Origin of the sequence: Pseudomonas nabeulensis (assembly GCF_004682045.1) — a bacterium.
In the GTDB taxonomy this organism is placed as follows: domain Bacteria; phylum Pseudomonadota; class Gammaproteobacteria; order Pseudomonadales; family Pseudomonadaceae; genus Aquipseudomonas; species Aquipseudomonas nabeulensis.
Genome location: NZ_QUZT01000058.1, coordinates 1 through 21111 on the forward strand (window position 1 = coordinate 1; position 21111 = coordinate 21111).

At 61.8% G+C, this 21111-nt stretch carries 18 protein-coding genes; 5 read left to right on the forward strand and 13 right to left on the reverse strand.

What is annotated here, in order from left to right; translation table 11 throughout:
* Window positions 1–122: 122 nt before the first annotated feature.
* Window positions 123–1739 carry an NADP-dependent glyceraldehyde-3-phosphate dehydrogenase gene (locus DYL61_RS24120; protein ID WP_135310415.1) on the reverse strand — a complete coding sequence of 539 codons (1617 nt, stop codon included), beginning with the start codon at window positions 1737–1739 and terminating at the stop codon, window positions 123–125.
* A 127-nt stretch (window positions 1740–1866) separates the two neighbouring features.
* On the opposite strand from DYL61_RS24120, the gene DYL61_RS24125 reads away from it, so the two are divergent.
* Window positions 1867–2742: a Dyp-type peroxidase gene (locus tag DYL61_RS24125; protein WP_135310416.1), complete on the forward strand. Its 876-nt coding sequence runs from the start codon at window positions 1867–1869 to the stop codon at window positions 2740–2742.
* A 21-nt stretch (window positions 2743–2763) separates the two neighbouring features.
* Here DYL61_RS24125 and DYL61_RS24130 read toward each other — a convergent pair whose 3' ends face one another.
* From DYL61_RS24130 to xylA, 4 genes are all read right to left on the reverse strand, one after another.
* Entirely contained in the window at window positions 2764–3900 is a 1137-nt protein-coding gene (locus DYL61_RS24130) for a sugar ABC transporter permease (RefSeq protein ID WP_135310417.1), read from the reverse strand.
* Window positions 3901–5457, reverse strand: a complete 1557-nt coding sequence (gene xylG, locus DYL61_RS24135; RefSeq protein WP_420825089.1) for a D-xylose ABC transporter ATP-binding protein — start codon at window positions 5455–5457, stop codon at window positions 3901–3903.
* Window positions 5454–6446 carry a D-xylose ABC transporter substrate-binding protein gene (xylF, locus tag DYL61_RS24140; protein WP_135310419.1) on the reverse strand — a complete coding sequence of 331 codons (993 nt, stop codon included), beginning with the start codon at window positions 6444–6446 and terminating at the stop codon, window positions 5454–5456. The genes xylG and xylF overlap by 4 nt, the downstream gene beginning before the upstream one ends.
* A gap of 209 nt (window positions 6447–6655) precedes the next feature.
* Window positions 6656–7972 carry a xylose isomerase gene (xylA, locus tag DYL61_RS24145; RefSeq protein WP_135310420.1) on the reverse strand — a complete coding sequence of 439 codons (1317 nt, stop codon included), beginning with the start codon at window positions 7970–7972 and terminating at the stop codon, window positions 6656–6658.
* A gap of 139 nt (window positions 7973–8111) precedes the next feature.
* Between xylA and DYL61_RS24150 the strand changes: the two genes are divergently transcribed.
* On the forward strand, window positions 8112–9290 hold the full coding sequence (locus DYL61_RS24150; RefSeq protein ID WP_135310421.1) for a XylR family transcriptional regulator: 1179 nt from the start codon (window positions 8112–8114) through the stop codon (window positions 9288–9290).
* 105 nt (window positions 9291–9395) lie between these two features.
* Here DYL61_RS24150 and dctA read toward each other — a convergent pair whose 3' ends face one another.
* Window positions 9396–10712: a C4-dicarboxylate transporter DctA gene (gene dctA / locus DYL61_RS24155; protein ID WP_135310422.1), complete on the reverse strand. Its 1317-nt coding sequence runs from the start codon at window positions 10710–10712 to the stop codon at window positions 9396–9398.
* Between the two features lie 82 nt (window positions 10713–10794).
* Entirely contained in the window at window positions 10795–11964 is a 1170-nt protein-coding gene (locus DYL61_RS24160) for a mandelate racemase/muconate lactonizing enzyme family protein (protein ID WP_135310423.1), read from the reverse strand.
* Window positions 11965–12063: 99 nt separating this feature from the next.
* Here DYL61_RS24160 and DYL61_RS24165 point away from each other — a divergent pair, with 99 nt between their 5' ends.
* Window positions 12064–12933 (forward strand): LysR family transcriptional regulator, encoded by an 870-nt coding sequence (locus DYL61_RS24165; protein ID WP_135310424.1) that lies wholly within the window; start codon window positions 12064–12066, stop codon window positions 12931–12933.
* Between the two features lie 73 nt (window positions 12934–13006).
* Window positions 13007–13984, forward strand: a complete 978-nt coding sequence (locus tag DYL61_RS24170) for a sugar-binding transcriptional regulator (protein WP_135310425.1) — start codon at window positions 13007–13009, stop codon at window positions 13982–13984.
* 184 nt (window positions 13985–14168) lie between these two features.
* On the opposite strand, the gene dhaL is transcribed toward DYL61_RS24170, so the two are convergent.
* Genes dhaL through DYL61_RS24195 form a run of 5 tightly spaced genes read right to left on the reverse strand, consistent with a single transcriptional unit; the run spans window position 14169 to window position 19092 of the window.
* A complete protein-coding gene (gene dhaL / locus DYL61_RS24175) occupies window positions 14169–14816 on the reverse strand; it encodes a dihydroxyacetone kinase subunit DhaL (protein ID WP_135310426.1) in 648 nt (215 codons plus the stop codon).
* A 3-nt stretch (window positions 14817–14819) separates the two neighbouring features.
* Entirely contained in the window at window positions 14820–15821 is a 1002-nt protein-coding gene (locus tag DYL61_RS24180) for a dihydroxyacetone kinase subunit DhaK (RefSeq protein WP_135310427.1), read from the reverse strand.
* Between the two features lie 36 nt (window positions 15822–15857).
* Window positions 15858–16616, reverse strand: coding sequence for an SDR family oxidoreductase (locus DYL61_RS24185; protein ID WP_135310428.1), 759 nt, complete (start codon window positions 16614–16616; stop codon window positions 15858–15860).
* A 14-nt stretch (window positions 16617–16630) separates the two neighbouring features.
* On the reverse strand, window positions 16631–17608 hold the full coding sequence (locus tag DYL61_RS24190) for an ABC transporter permease (protein ID WP_105699094.1): 978 nt from the start codon (window positions 17606–17608) through the stop codon (window positions 16631–16633).
* Entirely contained in the window at window positions 17605–19092 is a 1488-nt protein-coding gene (locus DYL61_RS24195) for a sugar ABC transporter ATP-binding protein (protein ID WP_135310429.1), read from the reverse strand. The genes DYL61_RS24190 and DYL61_RS24195 overlap by 4 nt, the downstream gene beginning before the upstream one ends.
* Before the next feature lie 244 nt (window positions 19093–19336).
* On the opposite strand from DYL61_RS24195, the gene rpiB reads away from it, so the two are divergent.
* Window positions 19337–19822: a ribose 5-phosphate isomerase B gene (rpiB, locus tag DYL61_RS24200; RefSeq protein WP_135310430.1), complete on the forward strand. Its 486-nt coding sequence runs from the start codon at window positions 19337–19339 to the stop codon at window positions 19820–19822.
* Between the two features lie 6 nt (window positions 19823–19828).
* Here the strand turns inward: rpiB and DYL61_RS24205 are convergent, their stop codons facing one another.
* Window positions 19829–21094, reverse strand: coding sequence for a carbohydrate porin (locus tag DYL61_RS24205; RefSeq protein ID WP_135310431.1), 1266 nt, complete (start codon window positions 21092–21094; stop codon window positions 19829–19831).
* Window positions 21095–21111 lie beyond the last annotated feature (17 nt).

A 21111-nucleotide genomic window follows, 5' to 3' on the forward strand; every position in this document is an offset into this window, starting at 1 on the left:
CTGGCATTAGGGCAAGCCCCCGATTGCAGGAGTTCAGCCAGCACATCTGTGATTGACCGACCGCCATCGGGGGCAAGTCGAATCGTCGCACCGCCCCTCCCACATTGTTGCTCTGCGACCATTCAGAAGATGTAGTCGGTCGTCAGGAAGCTCGAGTCACGGTTTCGCAGAATATCGCTGACCAACGCCTTGTTGCTCTCCTGAAACTTGGTCGCCACCAGGGTGCGGATCGAAAACACCCGCAACGCGTCATGTACCGACAACGTGCCCTCGGCCGAGTTCTTGCGGCCGTTGAACGGGAACGTATCCGGCCCGCGCTGGCATTGGGCGTTGATATTGATGCGACCGACCTGGTTGGCGAAGGTGTCCACCAGGCGCCCGACTTCCACGGCGTGGGTGCCGAAGATGCTCAGTTGCTGGCCAAAGTCCGAGTCCAGCACGTACTCGATCACGGTCTCCAGGTCGCGGTACGGCACGATTGGCACCACCGGGCCGAACTGCTCCTCGTGGTACACGCGCATCTGCGGGTTCACCGGGTACAGCACCGCCGGGTAGAAGAACGAGCCGCGGCTTTCACCGCCGTTGGGGTTCACCACCCGGGCGCCGTGTGCGGCGGCGTCGGTCACCAGGCCGTTGAGGTAATCCACCTTGCCCACTTCCGGCAGCGGCGTCAGTGCTACGCCGTCGTCCCATGGCATCCCCGGCTTGAGGGTGGCGAGCTTCTGGTTGAATTTCTCGATAAAGCTTTCGACCACATCCTCATGCACAAACAGGATTTTCAACGCGGTGCAGCGCTGGCCATTGAATGACAGTGAGCCGGTGACGGCCTCGTTCACCGCATTGTCCAGGTCTACCTCGGGCAGCACGATGCCTGGGTTTTTCGCATCCAGGCCCAGCGCCGCACGCAGGCGGTGTGGCTTGGGGTGCAGTTTTTTCAAATCGCTGGCGGCCTTGTTGGTGCCGATAAACGCAAAGATATCGATCTTGCCGCTGGCCATCAGCGCGCTGACGGTTTCGCGGCCGCTGCCGTAGATCACGTTGATCACCCCGGCCGGGAAGCTGTCGCGGAACGCTTCCAACAGTGGGCGGATCAGCAACACGCCGAGCTTGGCCGGCTTGAACACCACGGTGTTGCCCATGATCAATGCCGGGATCAGCGTGGTGAACGTCTCATTGAGCGGGTAGTTGTAAGGGCCCATGCACAGCGCCACGCCCAGCGGCACGCGGCGGATCTGGCCGAGGGTGTCCTGTTCCAGCTCGAAGCGGCTGGAGCGGCGGTCCAGTTCCTTGAGGGCGTTGATGGTGTCGGTGATGTAGTCACAGGTGCGGTCGAACTCTTTTTGCGAGTCCTTGAGGTTCTTGCCGATTTCCCACATCAGCAGCTTGACCACCGTGTCGCGCTGTTCGCGCATGCGCCGCAAAAACGCTTCGACGTGCTGGATGCGCTCGGCCACGCGCATCGTCGGCCACTCGCCCTGGCCACGGTCGTAGGCGCGCACGGCGGCGTCGAGGGCGGTGAGGGCGGTGTCGGCGTCCAGCAACGGCGTGCTGCCGATATGTACCCGCGTGTCGCCCAACTGCACCGGGCTTTGCACCTTGGCCAGCGGGCCGTCCCACACCTGCAACTGGCCGTCGACCAGGTAATCACGCTGTTCAATGGGCGCGCCGAGTTGGAATTGCTCGGGAATCTCGGCGGCGGAGTTGGGAAACAGCTGGGCGAGCAGATTGCTGGTGGTCATGTCGCTACCCCTGGAATAGTTGCAAAACATGACTAGAGAGTCACCCAACAACAGGCTCTATGGCAAGGCTTGCGCGCTTTCTTGTTCATCGCCGGGTAAACTGCGCGGCTTTCTTGAAGGAGTTCACATGAGTCAGTACCAGCCGGGCATTCTTGCCGCACCGGTGCCATTGCAGGCACGCCATCTGTTTTTTGCCGTGGATTCCCTGGCCGCTGTACCCGCTGCGCTGGACGCACTGGTGCAGTTGACCGATTCGGCGGCAGTGGTCGGGTTCGGCGAGCCGCTGGTAAGCGCACTGGGTGCACAGGTCGAAGGCCTGCGCAGTTTCCCGACCGTCAGCGGGCCGGGGGCGCATAACCCGTCGACCCAGCAAGCGCTGTGGGTGTGGCTGCACGGCGAGGATCGCGGTGAACTGTTGCTGCGCAGCCGTGGGTTTGAAAAGGCCCTGTCCCCGGCCTTTCGCCTGGTGCAGATGACCGAAGGCTTCCGCTACAAGACCGGTTTCGACCTCACCGACTACGAAGACGGCACCGAAAACCCCCACGACGACGCCGCCGTCGAAGCCGCCCTGACAGGCAGCGGCGCCAGCTTTGCCGCGATCCAGCAATGGCAGCACGACCTCGACGGTTTCGCCGCATTGCCGGCCCAGGAGCGCGACCACATCATTGGCCGCCGCCATGGCGACAACGAAGAACTCGACGACGCCCCCGCGTCCGCCCACACCAAGCGTACGGCCCAGGAAAGCTTCACCCCGGAAGCCTTCGTGGTACGCCGCTCCATGCCATGGGCCGAAAACGGCCAGGCAGGGTTGATGTTCCTGGCGTTCGGCCATTCCTTCGAGGCGTTCGAAGCGCAATTGCGCCGCATGAGCGGGCTGGAAGACGGCATTGTCGATGGCCTGTACCGCATCAGCACACCGTTGACCGGTGGCTATTACTGGTGCCCACCCATCAAGGAGGGGCATCTGGACCTGAGTGCGTTGGCGGTTACCCCTAACAGCTGACTGTGTGAGCGGGGCGACGACTCACCGTCGCCCCGCTCGCGTACTCACATCCACCCAGACCGCTACCACCAAAATGCTGCCCTTCACGATCATCTGCCAGTAACTGTCCACGTCCAGCATCGACATACCGTTATCCAGACTGGTAATCACCAACGCCCCCAGCAACGCGCCATACACCGTGCCCGAGCCGCCGCGCATCGAGGTGCCGCCGATAAAACACGCGGCGATGGCATCCAGTTCGCCCATATTCCCCGCAGACGGTGACCCCGCCGCAAGGCGTGCCGTGTTGACCAAACCGGCGAGCGCGCACATCACGCCCATGATGCCGAAGATCCACAACTTGACCGCCTGCACGTTGATACCCGACAGGCGCGTGGCTTCCATATTGCTGCCCACCGCATAGACGCGACGGCCGAATACGGTTTGGCTGGTGACGTAGCTGAATACGCCCAACAGAACCAGCAATAGCAGCACCGGCACGGGAATGCCGTCATAGCTGTTGAGGGTGCTGACAAATCCGGCCAACACCGCACCGATCACCGCAACACGCACCAGATCACGTACCAGTGAGTGCGCCGCCAACCCATGCAGTGCGCGATTGCGCCGCTGTTTCCAAGTTAAAAAAAGCGTCAACGCAAACAACAAAACGCCGAGCCCGATACCTACCGAGTGGGGCAAATACCCCTGGCCCACATACACCAGCGATGGCGACACCGGCGCAATGGTGGTGCCGCCGGTAATCCCCAGCAGAATCCCGCGAAACGCCAACATCCCGCCCAGACCGACGATAAACGAGGGGATACGCAGATAGGCCGTCATGTACCCATTGGCCAACCCAATCATCAGCCCGCACAACGCCACCAGACTCAGGTTGGCCAGCAACGGCACGTGATACACCACGTCCAGAATCGCCGCCAACCCGCCCAATAATCCCAGCAACGAGCCCACCGATAAATCAATCTCGCCGCTGATAATCACCAGCACCATGCCGCACGCCAATATCCCGGTGATCGACATCTGCCGCAGCAAGTTGGACAGGTTGCGCGGCGTGAGAAACCCACCCTCGGTCTGCCAACTGAAAAACACCCAGATCACCGCCACGGCGATCACCAGGGCGAGCATTTTGTAGCGGGTAAACAGCTGTTTCACCTGGGTCATCTACGCGGTCTTCCGATCATTATTGTTGTTATGGCTGAGCGCGGCGGCGAGCACCTGTTCCTGGGTGAGGCCTTGGTTGATGAAGTCGCCGCGCAACTGACCTTCGCCGATCACCAGCACGCGGTCGGACACCCCCAGCACCTCGGCCAACTCCGAGGAGACCATGATGATCGCCACCCCTTCAGCCGCGAGGGCGCCCATCAACTTGTAGATCTCATACTTGGCGCCCACGTCCACGCCGCGTGTGGGTTCATCGAGGATCAGCACACGGGGCTTGGCCATGAGCATTTTTGCCAGCACCGCTTTCTGCTGATTGCCGCCGGACAGGCTGGTGATCGGCAGGAACGGGCTGGCGGTTTTCAGGTGCATGCGGGCGATTTGCCGGTCGATACTGCCCAGTTCGGCCTCGCCGTCGATGCGGGTCATGTTGGCGTAGGTGTCGAGCACCGCCAGGGTGATGTTCTGGCCCACGCCGAAGTCGGGGATGATGCCTTGGCGCTTACGGTCTTCGGGGACCATGCACAGCCCGGCGCGGATGGATTTGAGCGGGGTGCGCGTGTCGATTACCTGGCCGTCCAGCCACACTTCAGCGCTGTAGCGGCCGGGATAGGCGCCGAACAGTGCCGACACCAACTCGGTGCGCCCGGCGCCCACCAGCCCTGCGATACCAAGGATTTCCCCGCGCTTGAGCGCGAAGGAAATATCGTCCACGCGTTTGCGCTTGGGGTTGTCCACGTCATAACAGGTGACGTTGCGTGCCTCGAAAATCACCTCGCCAATGGTGTGCGGCTCAGTGGGATAGAGGTTGCTCATCTCACGGCCGACCATCTGGGTGATGATCTTGGTGATGTCCATCTCAGCCATTGCGGTGGTCGCGATGTGCTTGCCATCGCGAATCACCGCAATGGTGTCGCACACCGCCGCCACTTCATCGAGCTTGTGGGAAATGTACACGCAGGCCACGCCCTTGGCCTTGAGGCCTCGGATGATGTCCAGCAGCACTTCGATTTCCGAGCGGGTCAGGGCCGAGGAGGGCTCGTCGAGAATCAACAGGCGCGCCTGTTTGTTGAGGGCCTTGGCGATTTCCACCAGTTGCTGGTAGCCGCCGCCGTACTGCGACACCGGCAGCGCCACGTTCATGTCCGGCACCTTGAGTTCACGCATCAAGGCTTCGGCGCGGTGGAGCATGGCCGGGTAGTTCATGCGCCCGCCGGGCAAGGTCAGCTCGTGGCCCATAAAGATGTTTTCAGCCACGGAGAGGTCGGGCACCAGGGTCAGTTCCTGATGGATGATCACGATCCCGGCGGCCTCGGTTTCGCTGATGGACTGGGCCTTGAGCGGTTGCCCGTCCCAGAGGATTTCGCCCTCCCAGGTGCCGTGGGGATAGACCGCCGACAGCACCTTCATCAAGGTGGATTTTCCCGCACCGTTCTCGCCGCACAGGCCGACGCATTCCCCCGGCCGCACGTGGAGGTCGATGCCGTTGAGGGCTCTGACACCGCCAAAGGTTTTGACGATGCCGTTCATTTGCAGCAGGGAGTCGGGCATGGCGGTCATTGCCCGGCAATCTGCTCTTTGGTATAGAAACCGTCCTTCTCCAACAGATCGATATTGGCCTTGGTCAGCGGTGTGGGGGTGAGCAGGATGGTGTCGACCTGTTTGCTGCCGTTGTCGTATTGCGAGCTGTAGGTGGGTTTTTCATTGCGTGCCAGTTGCACCGAGAGCTTGGCGGCTTCCGAGGCGATCAGCTTGAGGGGCTTGTACACGGTCATGGTCTGGGTGCCGTCGATCACGCGTTTGATGGCAGCGAGGTCGGCGTCTTGCCCGGAGATCGGCACCTTGCCCGCCAGTTTCTGCGCGGCCAGGGCCTGGATCGCACCGCCGGCGGTGGCGTCGTTGGAGGCGACAATGGCGTCGATTTTGTTGTTGTTACGGGTCAGGGCGTTTTCGACGATGCTCAGCGCCTCGGTGGGGTTCCATTCCTTGACCCATTGCTGGCCCACCACCTTGATATCGCCCTTGTCGATGGCCGGTTGCAGCACCTTCATCTGGCCTTCGCGCAGTACCTTGGCGTTGTTGTCGGTGGGCGCGCCGCCGAGCAGGAAGTAATTGCCCTTGGGCGCCGCTTGCAACACACCGCTGGCCTGCATTTCGCCGACCTTTTCGTTATCGAAGGAGATGTAGGCGTCGATATCGGCGTTAAGGATCAGACGGTCATAGGACACCACCTTGATCCCGGCCTTCTTGGCCTCGGCCACGGCGTTGGTGAGTACGGTGGCGTTGAACGGCACGATGACGATCACATCGACGCCACGGGAGATCAGGTTTTCGATCTGGGATATCTGTTTTTGCTCATTGGCATCGGCCGATTGCACGAAGACCTTGGCGTCGAGTTTTTCCGCAGCGGCGACGAAATAGTCACGGTCGCGGGACCAGCGTTCCAGGCGCAGGTCGTCGATGGAAAACCCGATTTTCGGGTGGGCCGAGTCGGCCATCACCGGCAAGGCGAGCAGGGCGAGGGCAGTGGCGATAAGCGTGCGTTTCATGGTTGTGCGTCCTTTTATTTTTGTTGGAAGACTCAAAACAAACACTTACTTGTTGTAGTGAGCGGGCTTGCCCCGCGCTGGGCTGCGAAGCGGCCCCAACCCAGGCACCGAGTTTCTCCAGTTACAACGAGATGTCAGGTTTTGGGGCGGTTTCGCCACCCAGCGCGGGGCAAGCCCGCTCACTACAATTGCATCGTCGTGACACAGGGTTAACGATAAATAAACCGATTCACGATCCCTTCAAGCATCTCCTGTCGACCACTCACCGCTTGCGGGTTCAGCTCATTGGCAAACGCATGCTCAGCCAACGACTCCAGGCTGAATTCCCCCGCCAACACGGCCTGGCCCAGCGGCTGCTGCCAACCGGCGTAACGCTGGTCCTTGAACTGCTGCAATCGGTCGTTCTGCACCATGGCTGCGGCACGTTCCAGCGACAGGGCCAGCACATCCATGGCGGCTACATGCCCGTGGAACAGGTCCACCTCATCCAGGCTCTGGCGACGGACCTTGGAATCAAAGTTATAGCCGCCATTCTTGAAACCACCAGCCTTGAGGATTTCATAGGTGGCCAGGGTCATCTCCTCGACACTGTTGGGGAACTGGTCGGTGTCCCAGCCGTTCTGCGGGTCGCCCCGGTTGGCGTCGATGCTGCCGAAGATCCCCAGGGACACGGCAGTGGCGATTTCATGATGAAAACTGTGCCCGGCCAGGGTGGCGTGATTGGCCTCGATATTGACCTTGATTTCGTGTTCCAGGCCGTACTCATGCAGGAAGCCGAACACCGTGGCGCTGTCGTAATCGTATTGGTGCTTGGTCGGCTCCTGGGGCTTGGGCTCGATCAGCAGGTCGCCTTTAAAACCTATCTTGTGCTTGTGCTCCACCACCATGCGCATAAAGCGCCCGAGCTGTTCGCGCTCGCGTTTCAGATCGGTGTTGAGCAGGGTTTCATAACCTTCACGACCACCCCACAGCACGTAGTTGGCACCCTTGAGACGCCGTGTTGCATTCATCGCACTGAACACCTGGGCGGCCGCCACGGCGAATACTTCCGGGTCCGGGTTACTGGCGGCGCCGGCGGCAAAACGCGGGTTGCTGAAGCAATTGGCGGTGCCCCACAGCAGCTTGATCCCCGTTTGTTCCTGATGCCGCTCCAGGTGATCGACCATCTGCGCGAAGTGGTTGCGGTATTCCTTGAGTGAGCTGCCTTCGGGGGCGACGTCCGTGTCGTGAAAGCTGTAGTAATCGATGCCCAGTTTGGAGAAGAACTCAAACGCCGCCTCCGCCTTGCCGATGGCCACTGCCATGGGCTCGCCGCTGCGTTGCCAAGGGCGCTTGAACGTGCCCACCCCAAACATATCTGCGCCTGGCCACACAAAGGTGTGCCAATAACAGGCCGCCATGCGCAGGTGTTCGCGCATGGGTTTGCCGAGGATGAGTTTATTGGCGTCGTAATGGCGAAAGGCGAGGGGAGAATCGCTGTCGGGGCCTTCGAAGCGAACCTGCTCGACACCGGGGAAGTACGGCATGGCGTTTTCCTTATTGTTCTTGGCGGTGCCTGGATACTAGCAACGGGGCTGGGGGCGAAAATTATGAAAATCACCAAGGGGTGGTGCGATTTTGAGTGGCGAGGTCTAGTCTGTCTCGACCGGCCTCAGGACAACAACAATGAAAACCCTACCGCCCGTGCACCGCATCGCCTTGCTCTTCAACGGCAGCAAAATCTACGACCGCGGCATCATCGCCGGCATCGGCAATTACCTGAGCAGCACCCGTGCGTCCTGGGACTTGTTCCTCGAAGAGGATTTTCTGTGCCGTCTCAAGGGCATCGAGCGCTGGCAGGGCGACGGCATCATTGCCGACTTCGATGACCCGTTGATCGGCGAGGCGCTGGCGGGGAGCACGTTGCCAGTGGTGGCGGTGGGGGGCTCGTATGCCGATGGGCGGGCGTATCCGAAGGGCATTCCCTACGTGGCGACTGATAACCATGCCTTGATGAAGTTGGCCTATGAACACTTGATCGAGGCCGGCCTGACCCGCTTTGCCTGTTTCAGCCTGCCCGAAGCCCAGGCCAACCGCTGGGCCCAGGAGCGGGAAAAAGCCTTTCGCAGCTTGATGCAACGCGATGGTTTGCCGGTGGAGATCTATCGCGGGCTCGGCACCAGTGCGCCGTTGTGGGACAGCGCCGTGGAGCAGCAGATCGCCTGGCTGCAAAGCCTGCCCAAACCCATCGGCATCATCGCCGTCACCGACGCCCGCGCCAGGCAGCTATTGCAGGCCTGCCTGACCGCCGGGATTGCCGTGCCGGAAGAAGTCGCCTTGATCGGCATCGACAACGACCCACTGACCCGCACCCTCACACGGGTGCCGCTCAGCTCGGTGATCCAGGGCACGGAAACCATGGGCCGCACTGCCGCTGCACTGTTACACCAGATGCTTCACGGCAAACCCTGCACCGCCGAGCAGATCCTGGTGCCGCCGGAGGCGATCAATGTGCAGGCGTCCAGTCTGCATCAACCGTTGGGCAACCCCTACGTGATGCAGGCCTTGTTGTTTATCCGCCAATACGCGTGCCAGGGCATCAAGACTGCCCAGGTGGCGGCTTATGTTGGGGTGTCGCGCTCATCGCTGGAATCGCACTTTCGCAAGGAGCGCGATTGCAGCGTGCATGACGAGATCCTGCGCTTCAAACTCGCCAGCGCCGCCAAGGGCCTGCAAGGCAACCGCCTGGCGATTGCCGATATTGCCCAGCAGTGCGGGTTCAAGTCGGCGCAGTACCTGCACACGGTGTTTCGCCGCGAGTTTGGGTGTACGCCTCGGGAGTATCAGCAGGGGGTTTCGCTATAGGTGTCGGTATCTACTGTGGGAGGGGGCTTGCCCCCGATAGCGGTGGGTCTGCTGGCAGGTGTGCTGACTGACAAGACGCTATCGGGAGCAAGCTCCCTCCCACACTCATGATTTGCTCTCCTGGGCCACCAACGCCTTGCGCGACGCCTTCTCGTGTTTCATCGCCGCAATCTCACGCTCACACGCCGCCACGTCAAACGAGTTGTCCCACTTGGCAATGGCCAGGGTGCCAATACCGTTGCCGATCAGGTTGGTGACCGCCCGCGCTTCATTGAGGAAGCGGTCGATACCCAGCAGCAAGACCAGCCCCACCAACGGGATCGAGTGGATGGTGGTGAGTGTTGCTGCCAAGGTGACGAAACCTGCACCGGCCACGCCCGCCGAACCTTTGGAGGTCAGCAGGAACACCCCCAGCAGAATCATCTGGTCCATGAACGTCAGCGGCGTGTTGGTGGCCTGGGCGATAAAGATCGCCGCCATGGTCAGGTAGATGCACGTACCGTCCGCGTTAAAGGTGTAGCCGGTGGGCAGCACCATGCCGACCACGGACTTCTTGCAGCCCAGTTTTTCCAGTTTCACCATCATGCGCGGCAGCACCGCCTCGGTGGAGCAGGTGCCCAGGGTGATGAGGATTTCATCCTTGAAGTAACGCAAGAACACCATCAGCGGCATGCCCGACCAGCGCGCCACCGCGCCCAGCACCACCACGATAAATATCAACGTGGTCACATACAGCGCCACCAGCAGTTGGCCGAGGGAGAGCAGGGTGCCGATCCCGTATTTACCGATGGTGAAGGCCATGCCCGCACCGGCGCCGAGGGGCGCGAGGCGCATCACCATGGCCACGATCTTGAACAGGCCTTGCAGGAACAGGTCGATGGTATTGATCAGCGGCTTGCTGGTTTCACCCATTTGCACCAGGGCCACACCCATCAGCACCGACAGCAGGATGACTTGCAGCATCACGCCATTGGAAAACGCACCCAGGAAGGTGTGCGGGATGATATTCAGGAAAAAGTCGATGGTGCCGCCTTGCTCGCTCGCGGCCTGGCTGTACTTGCTGATGGCGCTGCCGTCCAGCGTGCCGGCGTTGATGTTCATGCCTTCACCGGGCTTGACCAGGTTGACCACGATCAGGCCGATCACCAGGGCGATGGTGGACAAGATCTCAAAGTACAGCAGGGCTTTGACGCCGATTCTGCCGACCTCCTTGATGCTGCCCATTTTGGCGATACCCACCACCACCGTGCCGAAAATGATCGGCGCCAGCAGCATCTTGATCAGCTTGATAAAACCATCGGCAAACGGCTGCAATTTGGCACCGAACTGCGGTTGCAGGTAGCCGATGGCGGCGCCGATCACGATGCCGATCAGCACTTGGACATACAGCTGGCTGTACCAGCGGGATTTGGAGTTTTCCACGGGAGCACCTCATTTTATTGTTGTGATGGTGTGTGTGGTTAAGCCCGGGCCTCTGTTGCCAGGAGGCCCGGGCCTGTGATCATCAGCCTTCGCCCAGCTCACGCATCACGGCGTACAGCGCGGACTTGGCTTCAAAGCCGACGCCTGGAATATCCGGCAGGCCGACATAGCCGTTCTCGACGCGAATACCGTCGGCAAAACCGCCGAATGGCTGGAACACGTCCGGGTACGACTCGTTGCCGCCCAGGTGCAGGCCGGCGGCGATGTTCAGCGACATCTGGTGACCACCATGGGGCACCACGCGGCGCGACGACCAGCCCATGTCTTCCATGACCGTGAGGGTGCGCATGTACTCCACCAGGCCATAGGACAGGGCGCAGTCGAACTGCACAAAGTCGCGGTCCGGGCGCATGCCGCCGTGGCGCAACAGGTTGCGCGCGTCCTGGTGGGAGAACAGGTTTTCGCCGGTGGCCATCGGCAGGTCATAGTGGTTGGCCAGTTCGGCTTGCAATGCGTAGTCGAGCGGGTCGCCGGCCTCTTCGTACCAGAACAGGTTGTACGGCTTGAGGGCTTCGGCATAGGCAATGGCGGTGGCCTGGTCGAAGCGACCGTTGGCATCCACCGCCAGGCGGCGACCGTCGCCCACCACCTTGATCACCGATTCGATACGGCGGATATCGTCCGCCAGCGGTGCGGCACCGATCTTCATCTTGACCACGTCATAGCCGCGATCCAGGTAGCCGCGCATTTCGTCTTGCAGCTTGGCGTCGTCCTTGCCTGGGTAGTAGTAACCGCCGGCGGCGTAGACCCAGACTTTGTCGTCGGCCACGCCGTTGCGATAACGGTCCGCCAGCAGGCGGTACAGCGGCTTGCCTTCGATCTTGGCCACCGCGTCCCACACCGCCATGTCGATAGTGCCCACGGCCACTGAACGCTCACCGTGGCCGCCGGGTTTTTCGTTGGTCATCAGGGTTTTCCAGATGGCAAACGGGTCGAGGTTGTCGTGCTCCTTGTCCAGCAGGGATTCAGGGTCGGCTTCGGTGATACGTGCCAGGAAACGGTCGCGCATCAGTGCGCCTTGGCCGTAGCGGCCGTTGGAGTTAAAACCGTAGCCGATCACCGGTTTGCCGTCGCGAATCACATCCGTGACAACGGCGACCACCGAGCAGGTCATTTTCGAGAAATCGATATAGGCATTGGCAATGGGCGAGGCGATGGAAACGGTTTTTTCGCGGATGTCTACGATACGCATGACGGGTTCCTCTTGTTGTAGGTGGCCCCACGTTAGGCGTTGCGAGGGCACCCGCCCAATGCTATTAATGCCGCGCCCTATGCACAGGAGGCATGGCCCTTGGAATTGGTTTGGCTTGAAGATTTTTCCGCCCTGGCCGAGTACGGCAGTTTCGTACGGGCCGCCGAAGCGCGGCATGTGACGCAACCGGCGTTCAGCCGCCGCGTGCGCTCCCTGGAGCATTGGATGGGCGTCGAGCTGTTCGTGCGCACCCCGCAAGGCGCCACGCTGACCGAGGCGGGCCGGCAGATTCTGCCGGGTGCCCAGGAGGCCGCGCGGCGCTTGTATCGCCTGCGCAACGAGGCCCAGGAAGTCGCCGGGATGGCCGCCAAGACTCTGAATTTTGCCGCTACCCACTCGTTGTCATTCACCTTCTTTCCGCGCTGGTTGCGCAATGCGGAGAAGGGCGCGCCCATCGAGGCGGTGCAACTGCATTCGGACAGCATGGTGGTGTGCGAACAGATGCTGATCCACGGGCAGGTGCAATTCCTGCTGTGCCATCGTCATCCGGATGTACCGCCGTTGCTGGCGCCGGATCAGTTCATCAGCAAGAAGGTGGGTGAGGATGTGCTGGTGCCATTGGCCAGCCCCTCGGCCAACGTCGACACCTCTCCAGCGGCATTGCCGTATCTGGCCTACACCCATGAGTCGGGCCTGGGGCGTATCGTCGGTCATCGCCTGCGCGGCAAGGAAGACTACCTGCACCTCAAGCCCTTGTTCAGCAGCCATCTGGCGGCGGTGTTGATGTCCATGGCCCTGGAAAGCAAAGGCGTGGCCTGGCTGCCCAAGAGCCTGACCGAGCAGGAAGTGACCGACGGCCGCCTGGTACGGGCGCTCGATGAGAGCTGGGATATCCCCTTGGAAATCCACCTCACGCGGCCCTCGGCGCCCATCAGTTCTTCGGCGCAAGTGTTCTGGGACACGCTGTAAGGCGCATTCGCCGCTGGACTTGCACCGCAGAGTCTAGGGAGAATGGTTTTTTGTGGCGTAAATGGAAGCTCCCATGACCGACAGTGCCCAGCGTGCCGCCAGCGACATCGACCTGATGACCGAAGTGGCCATGCTTTATTACCTCGACAACATCACGCAGGAAGCCATTGCCAAGCGCTTCGACCTGTCCCGGGTCAAGGTCAGCCGCTTGCTCAAGCGCGCCCGTGATGAAGGGGTGGTGGAGGTTCGGGTGTTGCAGCATCCGGCCTTGAACACTGAGCTGGAGCAGGCGTTGGTGGCGCGCTTCCAGTTGGATCGGGCACTGATCGCGGTGGACCACGGCGACCCCGACACCCAGCGCTCGGCCGTGGCCAGCCTGGTCGCCAACTACCTGAACAAGACCCTCAGCGACGGCATGATCGTCGCCGTGGGCATGGGCCGCAACGTCGGCGCGGTGGCCGATAATGTGTTCCTGCCGGTGACGCGCAACTGCACCTTTGTGTGCGCGATTGGCGGCTCGCTCAAGGCCGGCGAATACATGAACCCCGACCATATCTGCCGGCGCCTGGCGTTGCGCTTCGGCGCCGAGAGCGAAACGTTGTACGCCCCGGCCCTGGTGGCCAACCCGGAACTGCGCAGTGTGCTGATCAACAACGACACCGTGCGCTCCACCCTCGACCGTGCGCGCCGCGCCGATATCGCCCTGATCGGCATCGGCGACATGAGCGAGAACAGCAACATGGTGCGCATGGGCTGGTTCTCACCCCAGGAAATCGCCCAGGCCCGGGTGTCCGGCACCGTCGGCGACATGATGGGCTACGACTTTATCGACATCCACGGCCAACCGGCGATCAACGCCATGCAGGGCAGGGTGATCGGCTTGACGGTGCAAGAGCTGGTGCGTATTCCGGACGTGGTGGCGATTGCCAGCGAAAACACCAAGGCCGCAGCCACCCTTGGCGCGTTGCGTTCTGGGGTGATCAATACGTTGGCGACGACTGTGTCGAATGCCTACACGATCCTCGCGCTGGATGATGCGACACGGCGGTAGGTCTACAGATGGGGGGAGGGGCGGTGTGCTTGGTTTTCGAGCCAGGCACAGAGCTAAATGTGGGAGGGGGCTTGCCCCCGATAAGGGTGTGTCAGCCAATAAATCTGTTGCTGATACACCGCTATCGGGGGCAAGCCCCCTCCCACATTTGATCTCATGCATCAGGTCGAGGGCGGTGTGTCCGTTAGGCCACCAAGCGCGCTTCGACCGATTCGGCGAGGTTGGTGAGGATCAGGCAGCACGACACCGCACCAGCATCCAGCACACCAAGAGAGCGTTCCCCCAGACGACTGGCGCGACCAATCCTGGCCACCAGATCTCGGGTGGAATCACGGCCCTGGGACGCTGCGCTTTTCATCTGGTTCAGGGCATCACGGAACGACGCGCCACTGGCTTGCGCGCGTTCAAACGCTTCCACCGCCGGAATCAGCGTATCCATCAAACACTTGTCGCCCACCCCCGCATCACTGATGTCCTGCAATGAAGTCAGGCCTCCCCGCAGCAGTTTGGCGAAGGTCGCCGCATCGATGCTATCGCGGCCACGCACCTCGTCGGCCATGCCGATAAACAGGCTGCCGTAGAGCGGCCCCATGGAGCCGCCGATGCCTTCCATCAGCGCCAGGGTCAGTTCGTCCAGCGCTTCGGCCAAGGAGAGTTCACGACCTTCCAGGGTCTTGCCACAACGGGAAAAGCCCTTGGCCATGTTGATGCCGTGGTCGCCGTCGCCGATGGCGCCGTCTACTTCGCTGAGGTATTCGCGATTGGCAACGATGATCGACACCAGGTTGGTAACGATAGCGCTGCCGGTATTGCTGGGGAAATGCTCGCTCATGGGCTACTCCGCCTGGGTCATGCCGATGGACCGGCAGGGTTGGTCGATCAGGTTGCTCAGTTCGGCATCGAGGCCGAGCAGGGTCAGGGTCACGCCCATCATTTCCAGCGAAGTGAAGTAGTTGCCCACGTAGCAACGATGAACCCGCAGGCCCTTGGCGCGCAGTTGTTGCTCGACCTCGGCGTAGAAAATATACAGCTCCATCACCGGCGTGGCGCCCAGGCCCGACACCAGCACCACCACGCTCTGGTCCTGGTTGAAGTCGCGGTCGGCCAAGATGGGCGCGAGCATGCGCTCGGCCATGGCCGCGGCCGACTCCACCGGCACTACTTCGATGCCCGGCTCGCCATGGTGGCCGATGCCCAGTTCCATCAGCCCATCGGCAATCTGGAAGTTCGGCTTGCCCACCGCCGGGATGGTGCAGGGCGTGAGGCCCACGCCGATGGAGCGGCAGTGGTCCACGGCTTTCTGTGCCACGCGGATGACGCCGTCGAGGTCGTAGCCTTGGGCAGCAGCGGCACCGCCGATCTTCCACATGAAGATCTCGCCGGCCACGCCGCGACGCTTGGCGATATCGGCGGGCGGGGCGGAAGCCACGTCGTCGTTGGCCACCACCGTGCGGATCTGAAGGTCTTTGCTGGCGGCCATTTTCATCGCCAGCTTCACGTTCATATTGTCGCCGGCGTAGTTGCCGTACAGACACGCCACGCCCGCGCCCTGGTCGGCGGCGCGGAATGCATCGAAGAAACTTTTGGCGGTGGGCGAGGAGAAGATTTCACCGACCGCCACCGCGTCTACCAGCCCCGGGCCGACATAACCGAGAAACGCCGGCTCATGCCCCGAGCCGCCACCGGTCACGATGCCGACCCGTCCGGCGGGTGAGGTTTTAGCCTTGCGAATGACCCGTGGGTTGCTTTCGTACTGCACCAGTTCCGGGTGCGCCAGGAGGATGCCCGCGAGCATGTCCTCGACCACCAGGTCTGGATCATTGATGACTCGATTCATAGGGTGTGTCCTTGTTCTTATTCGTCTGGAATCGGATTACTGAATGCTGTAGCCGCCGTCGATCACCACGTTTTCGCCGGTGATCATCTTGGCCGCGTCGCTGACCAAATACAGCACCAGCCCGGCGATTTCTTCTGGCTGCGCGAAGCGGCCCACCGGGATCTGCAACTTGGCCCGTTCCCCCAGCTCACCGGCCCAGGCTTTCTTGCCCAGGGCGGTTTCGACGATGGTCGGCGATACGGCGTTGACGTTGATGCCATGGGGTGCCCATTCCATCGCCAATACCTTGGTCATGCCCACCACCGCCGCCTTGCTGGCGCAGTAGGCCACATGCCGGTCCAGGCCGATTACCGCGGCTTGGGAGGCAAGGTTGACGATGCGCCCGCCACCGCGCTCGATCATGTGTCGAGCGCAGGCCTGGGCCACGAAAAAACTGGCCTTGAGGTTGATGTCCAGGGTGGTGTCCCAGGCGCTTTCGCTGACGTCCAGCGCCTTGTCCAGCAGCGCGACACCGGCGCTGTTGACCAGGTAATCAATGCGCCCAAGCCCGGCGACGGCTTGATCCACTGCAAGCTGTACCGATTCCAGCTGGCGCAAGTCGGCGACCAGCCCTAAATGACCGCTGCCAAGGCTGGCCGCCACGTCGACCACCGACGGATCACGATCCAGCAAGGCGACCCTGGCGCCACGCTCCACCAACAAATTGGCACAGGCCAGGCCGATACCGGCGGCGCCCCCGGTGATCACGGCGCAACGGCCGGTGAGGTCGAACGCCTGGTTCCAGAAATTGGACATTGCACACACTCCACTTAGCGTTTTTTCTTGCGCCAGACATCGATCAACACCGCCAGCACGATGATCAACCCCTTGGCCACTTGTTGGTAATACGAAGACACCCCGAGCAGGTTCAAGCCGTTGTTGATCACGCCGATCAGCAGCGCGCCGAACAAGGTGCCGACAATGCTGCCGGTGCCACCGGAGAGGCTGGTGCCGCCGATCACCACCGCCGCAATCGCGTCCAGCTCATAAGACACACCCGCCTGGGGCAACGCCGAGGTGGTCCGCGCCGCCAGCACCACACCGGCCAGGCCTGCCAACAGCCCGGAAATCACATACACCGAAAACGTCACCTTGCGCACGCCGATGCCGGAGGTGCGCGCGCTTTTTTCATTGCCGCCCACCGCGTACACATAGCGCCCGTAGGTGGTGTAGCGCAGCACCATCCAGAAGATCAGCGCCACCACCGCAAAGATAATGATCGGCACACCGATAGGCCCAAGCTTACCGATGCCCATGGCGAGAAACGCGTCCGGCAGGTCAGTGACCGGGCTGCCGTCGTTGAGGATAAACGTCATGCCCCGCGCCACGCTGAGCATGCCGAGGGTGGCCACGAACGGCGGGATACTCAGGTTGGCCACCATAAAGCCGTTGACCACGCCCAGCATGGCCCCGGCAAACATCCCCGCGCTCACCGCCGCCAGCAGGCCGTAGCCCTGGGTGGCGACCAAGGCGCTGCACAAGCCGGCGAAGGCCAGGATCGAGCCCACCGACAGGTCGATGCCCTTGGTCAAGATCACGTAGGTCATGCCCACGGCGAGGATGCCGTTGATGGAGGTCTGGCGCAGGATGTCCATCCAGTTGCGCCAGGTCATGAAGTATTCGCTGGAAAACGCCATCACCACGCACAGCAGGATAAACACCAGCGGCAGGCCGAAGCGGTCGAGGGACAGGCGCAGGCGATTGCGCGGCGGGGCAGTGACGGGGGCGGCAAGGACTTTACTGTTCATGAGGCAAGACTCAACAAGGCTTCCTGGGAAAGGGCGGTGTCGCTGCTGACGGTCACCAGGCGGCCGCCCTTGAACACCGCGATTCGGTCACTCAGGTGCAACAGCTCCGGCGCTTCAGACGACACCACAATCGCCGCGCCACCGGCCCGCACGAACTCGTCCAGCAGGTGATAGATCTCCTGCTTGGCGCCCTCGTCGATGCCGCGTGTGGGCTCATCGCACAACAGGCAGATCGGCTGGGTCGACAGGCATTTGGCGAGCACCACTTTCTGCTGGTTGCCGCCGCTCATGGACTCCACCGGCAAGTCCAGGGACGAGATTTTGATTTGCAGGCGCTTGACCATGCTTTCGGCCAGGGCGTTTTCCTTGCGCGCATTGATCACCGACCAGCTCGACAGTTGCTTGTAGGCCGACAGCGCAATGTTGGCGAGGATGCTGCCACTGAGCACCAGGCCGCTGTCTTTGCGGTCTTCGGTGACCAGCGACATGCCGGCGCGAATCGTCGCGGCGGGCGTGCCGGTGGGCAGCGGTTGGCCTTGCAGGGTGGCGCTGCCGGCATCCGGCAGGGTCAGGCCGTACAGGCAATTGAGGAATTCGCTGCGCCCGGAGCCCATCAGCCCATAGATGCCGAGGATCTCGCCCTGGCGCAGTTGCAGGCTGATGTCCTGGAACTCGCCGTTGCGGCTGAGGCCGCTGACGTCGAGGCAGGTGGTGGCGGCGCATTCGCGGCCGACCTTGTGGTCGATGCGTTGCAGCTCCTGGCCAACGATGCCGCGCACCAGGTGGGCGCGGTCAATATCTGCCATGCGCCCGCTTTCGACAAAGGCGCCGTCACGGAAGATGCTGTAGTCATCGGCAATCTGCGCCAGTTCGCTGAGGCGGTGCGACACGTAAATGATGCCGGCGCCTCGGTCGGTCAGGCGGCGGATGGCCCTGAACAGGGTTTGCGCTTCGTGTTCGCCGATGGCCGAGGTGGGCTCGTCCATGATCATCACTTGGCAGTCATGGCTGAACGCCTTGGCGATTTCCACCAGTTGAATCTGAGCCACGCTCAAGCGGTGCATGGGGCTGGTGGCGTCCACCTCGAACTCCAGGCTTTGCAGCAGCTCGCGGGTACGTCGGTTCAGTTCCTTGGTGTCGACGATGCAACCCGCGCGGCGCGGCTCGCGGCCCAGCCAGATATTCTCCGCCACCGTCATATAAGGGATGGGTTCCAGCTCCTGGGTGATCATCGCCACGCCGGCAGTGAGGGCCGCGCTGGGGCGATCAAACTGCACCGGCTGACCATTGAGCAGGATGGTGCCGGCGTCACGCTGGGTGATGCCCATCAGGATACTGAGGAAAGTCGATTTGCCGGCGCCGTTGCCGCCACACAGGGCGTGCACGCTGCCAGCGCGAAGGGAGAGGCGCCCGTCTCGCAGGGCCGGGACGCCCGCGTAGGCTTTGGAAACGTGTTCAGCCTGGAGCAGTAATGGCGTGGCCATCGGTGTGTCCTCTTGCTGATTTTCTTATTAGGTGTATCTGATCATATGATCGGATAGTGATCATATGTTTAAACTGCTTGGGGCGGTTTTGTCAATGGTCTGGCACGGGCTCATCCAGTGGATTTACAGTTTTAACCGGTTTCACGCTTTAAATAAGGCTTGACAACGTCCAGTGAGTCATTCGCTAATGGTTGTGCATAATTTCAGTGAGTGATCATTTGATCGTTCTGTCGGAGAAACAGTGATGGGTGCACAAACAAGGTTTTCGGTGGCCGTTGGCTGCGATGAGGCGGGGTTCGAGCTCAAGGCATTACTCAAGCACTACATCGAAAGCCTGGGCTACGGGGTTGAGGATTTCGGCTGCTATTCGTCCAGCCCGGTGTTGTACCCGGACATTGCGGCGGCGGTGGCTATGGCGGTGGGAGCAGGTGAACAGCGTTTGGGTGTGTTGATTTGCGGCACCGGTATCGGCATGGCGATTTCGGCGAACAAGATCAAAGGCGTGCGGGCGGCCCAGGCCCATGACACTTATTCCGCCGAGCGCGCACGCAAGAGCAACGATGCGCAGATCCTGTCCATTGGTGCACGGGTGATCGGGCCCGAGCTGGCCAAGAGCATCGTTAAAGTCTTTTTGGAATCGGAGTTCGAAGCAGAGCGCTCCGGGGCGAAAGTCGAGCGCATCACTGCGCTCGAACAGGCGAACAGGGCCTTGCCGCCTGGCGACAAGTGAGCCGGTTCAGAATACCGCTTTGACCTGCAGGCCAAGCACCAGTGCGTTGTCGATGTTGTCACCGGAAAACGCCCCTGGCTCGATGATGTATTGCACATCCGGGCGCAGGGTCAGCCATGGGGTAGCCTGGTAGCCGTAGCTGAGTTCGATCAGCTGTTCGGCATTGTTCAGGTTGGGGTAGTCGGTGCCGGCGTTGAACGCGGCCAGCTCCTGCACCTCACGACTGCGCGGATTGGGCACGGCGCGACCGTAGCCCAGGGCCAGGGTGTCACGTGGTCGGCCTTCGAACGGCTTGTACAGCACCACGCCTGCGCCATACCACTTGCTGAACGGCGAGGCCGCTTCGCTGGCGGCGGAGTACTGACCGAAGGCGTGCAGCACACGACCGGCGGAGGTGTCCGAGGCCCATACGGCCTGGTCGATCAGCAAGTAATGGCCGCTGCGACCGCTGACGTCCTTGTTGCTGCCGATGCGCTTCACGTCGGAGCTGTCGTAGTAGTAGCCCAGCTTGTATTCGCCCGGCAGTTTGCCTGCGTGTTTGTACACCAGTTCAATCGGCACCACGGTGCCGGTGGTGTGCTTGGGGCTCAGCTTCCAGGCGCGGCTGGAATTGCCGTTGCTCTCCGGGTCGACGTTGAACGCCGCCACGCGCAATTGCCAGTTGGGCGAGAAGTCATATTTCACCCGCGCGCCCAATCGGGCATTCGGGTAGTTGGTCCAGCCGCTGCCGCCGGACATGTTCAGCGGGTGTCCGCAGAAACCGGCGTTCATGAAGTTGCACAGGATGCCGCTGTCCAGGCCGCCGAGGTCATTGCCCATGGCCATATAGCCGAGCTTGACGTTGAGTGCCGGAGTAAACAGCGTGCGCTCGTAGCTCAACTCGGTGAGGCGGGTATAGAGGCCGCCGTAGTTTTCCTGGATCGGCAGGCGGTTGCCCACCAAATCCTCGGAAGCACTGTTGCCGCGACGGTCGTTGATGGTGAGCTGGATGCGGTCGCCATTGTTGAAGCCGTACAGCTTGCCCAGGTCGAACTGCACGCCGAGCTTGAGGTTCTGCGAATAGCGCGCCGAGCGGTGCAGGCCGCCGTTGGCGTTGTAGGCGGTTTCGCCGCTGTAGTCGCCGGTAAAGCGGATGCCTTGCTCGTCGAGTTCGCGGCGCAGGCCGCCCCAGTCGCCGGTCAGGGTGGTGTCATCGGCTTGCACGGGCAGTGCGGCACCCAGGGCCAGGCCCAGCAGCAGGCGCCCAAGGGGAAGATGAGAAGTAGGGGTCATGCGGGTTATTCCAGGCA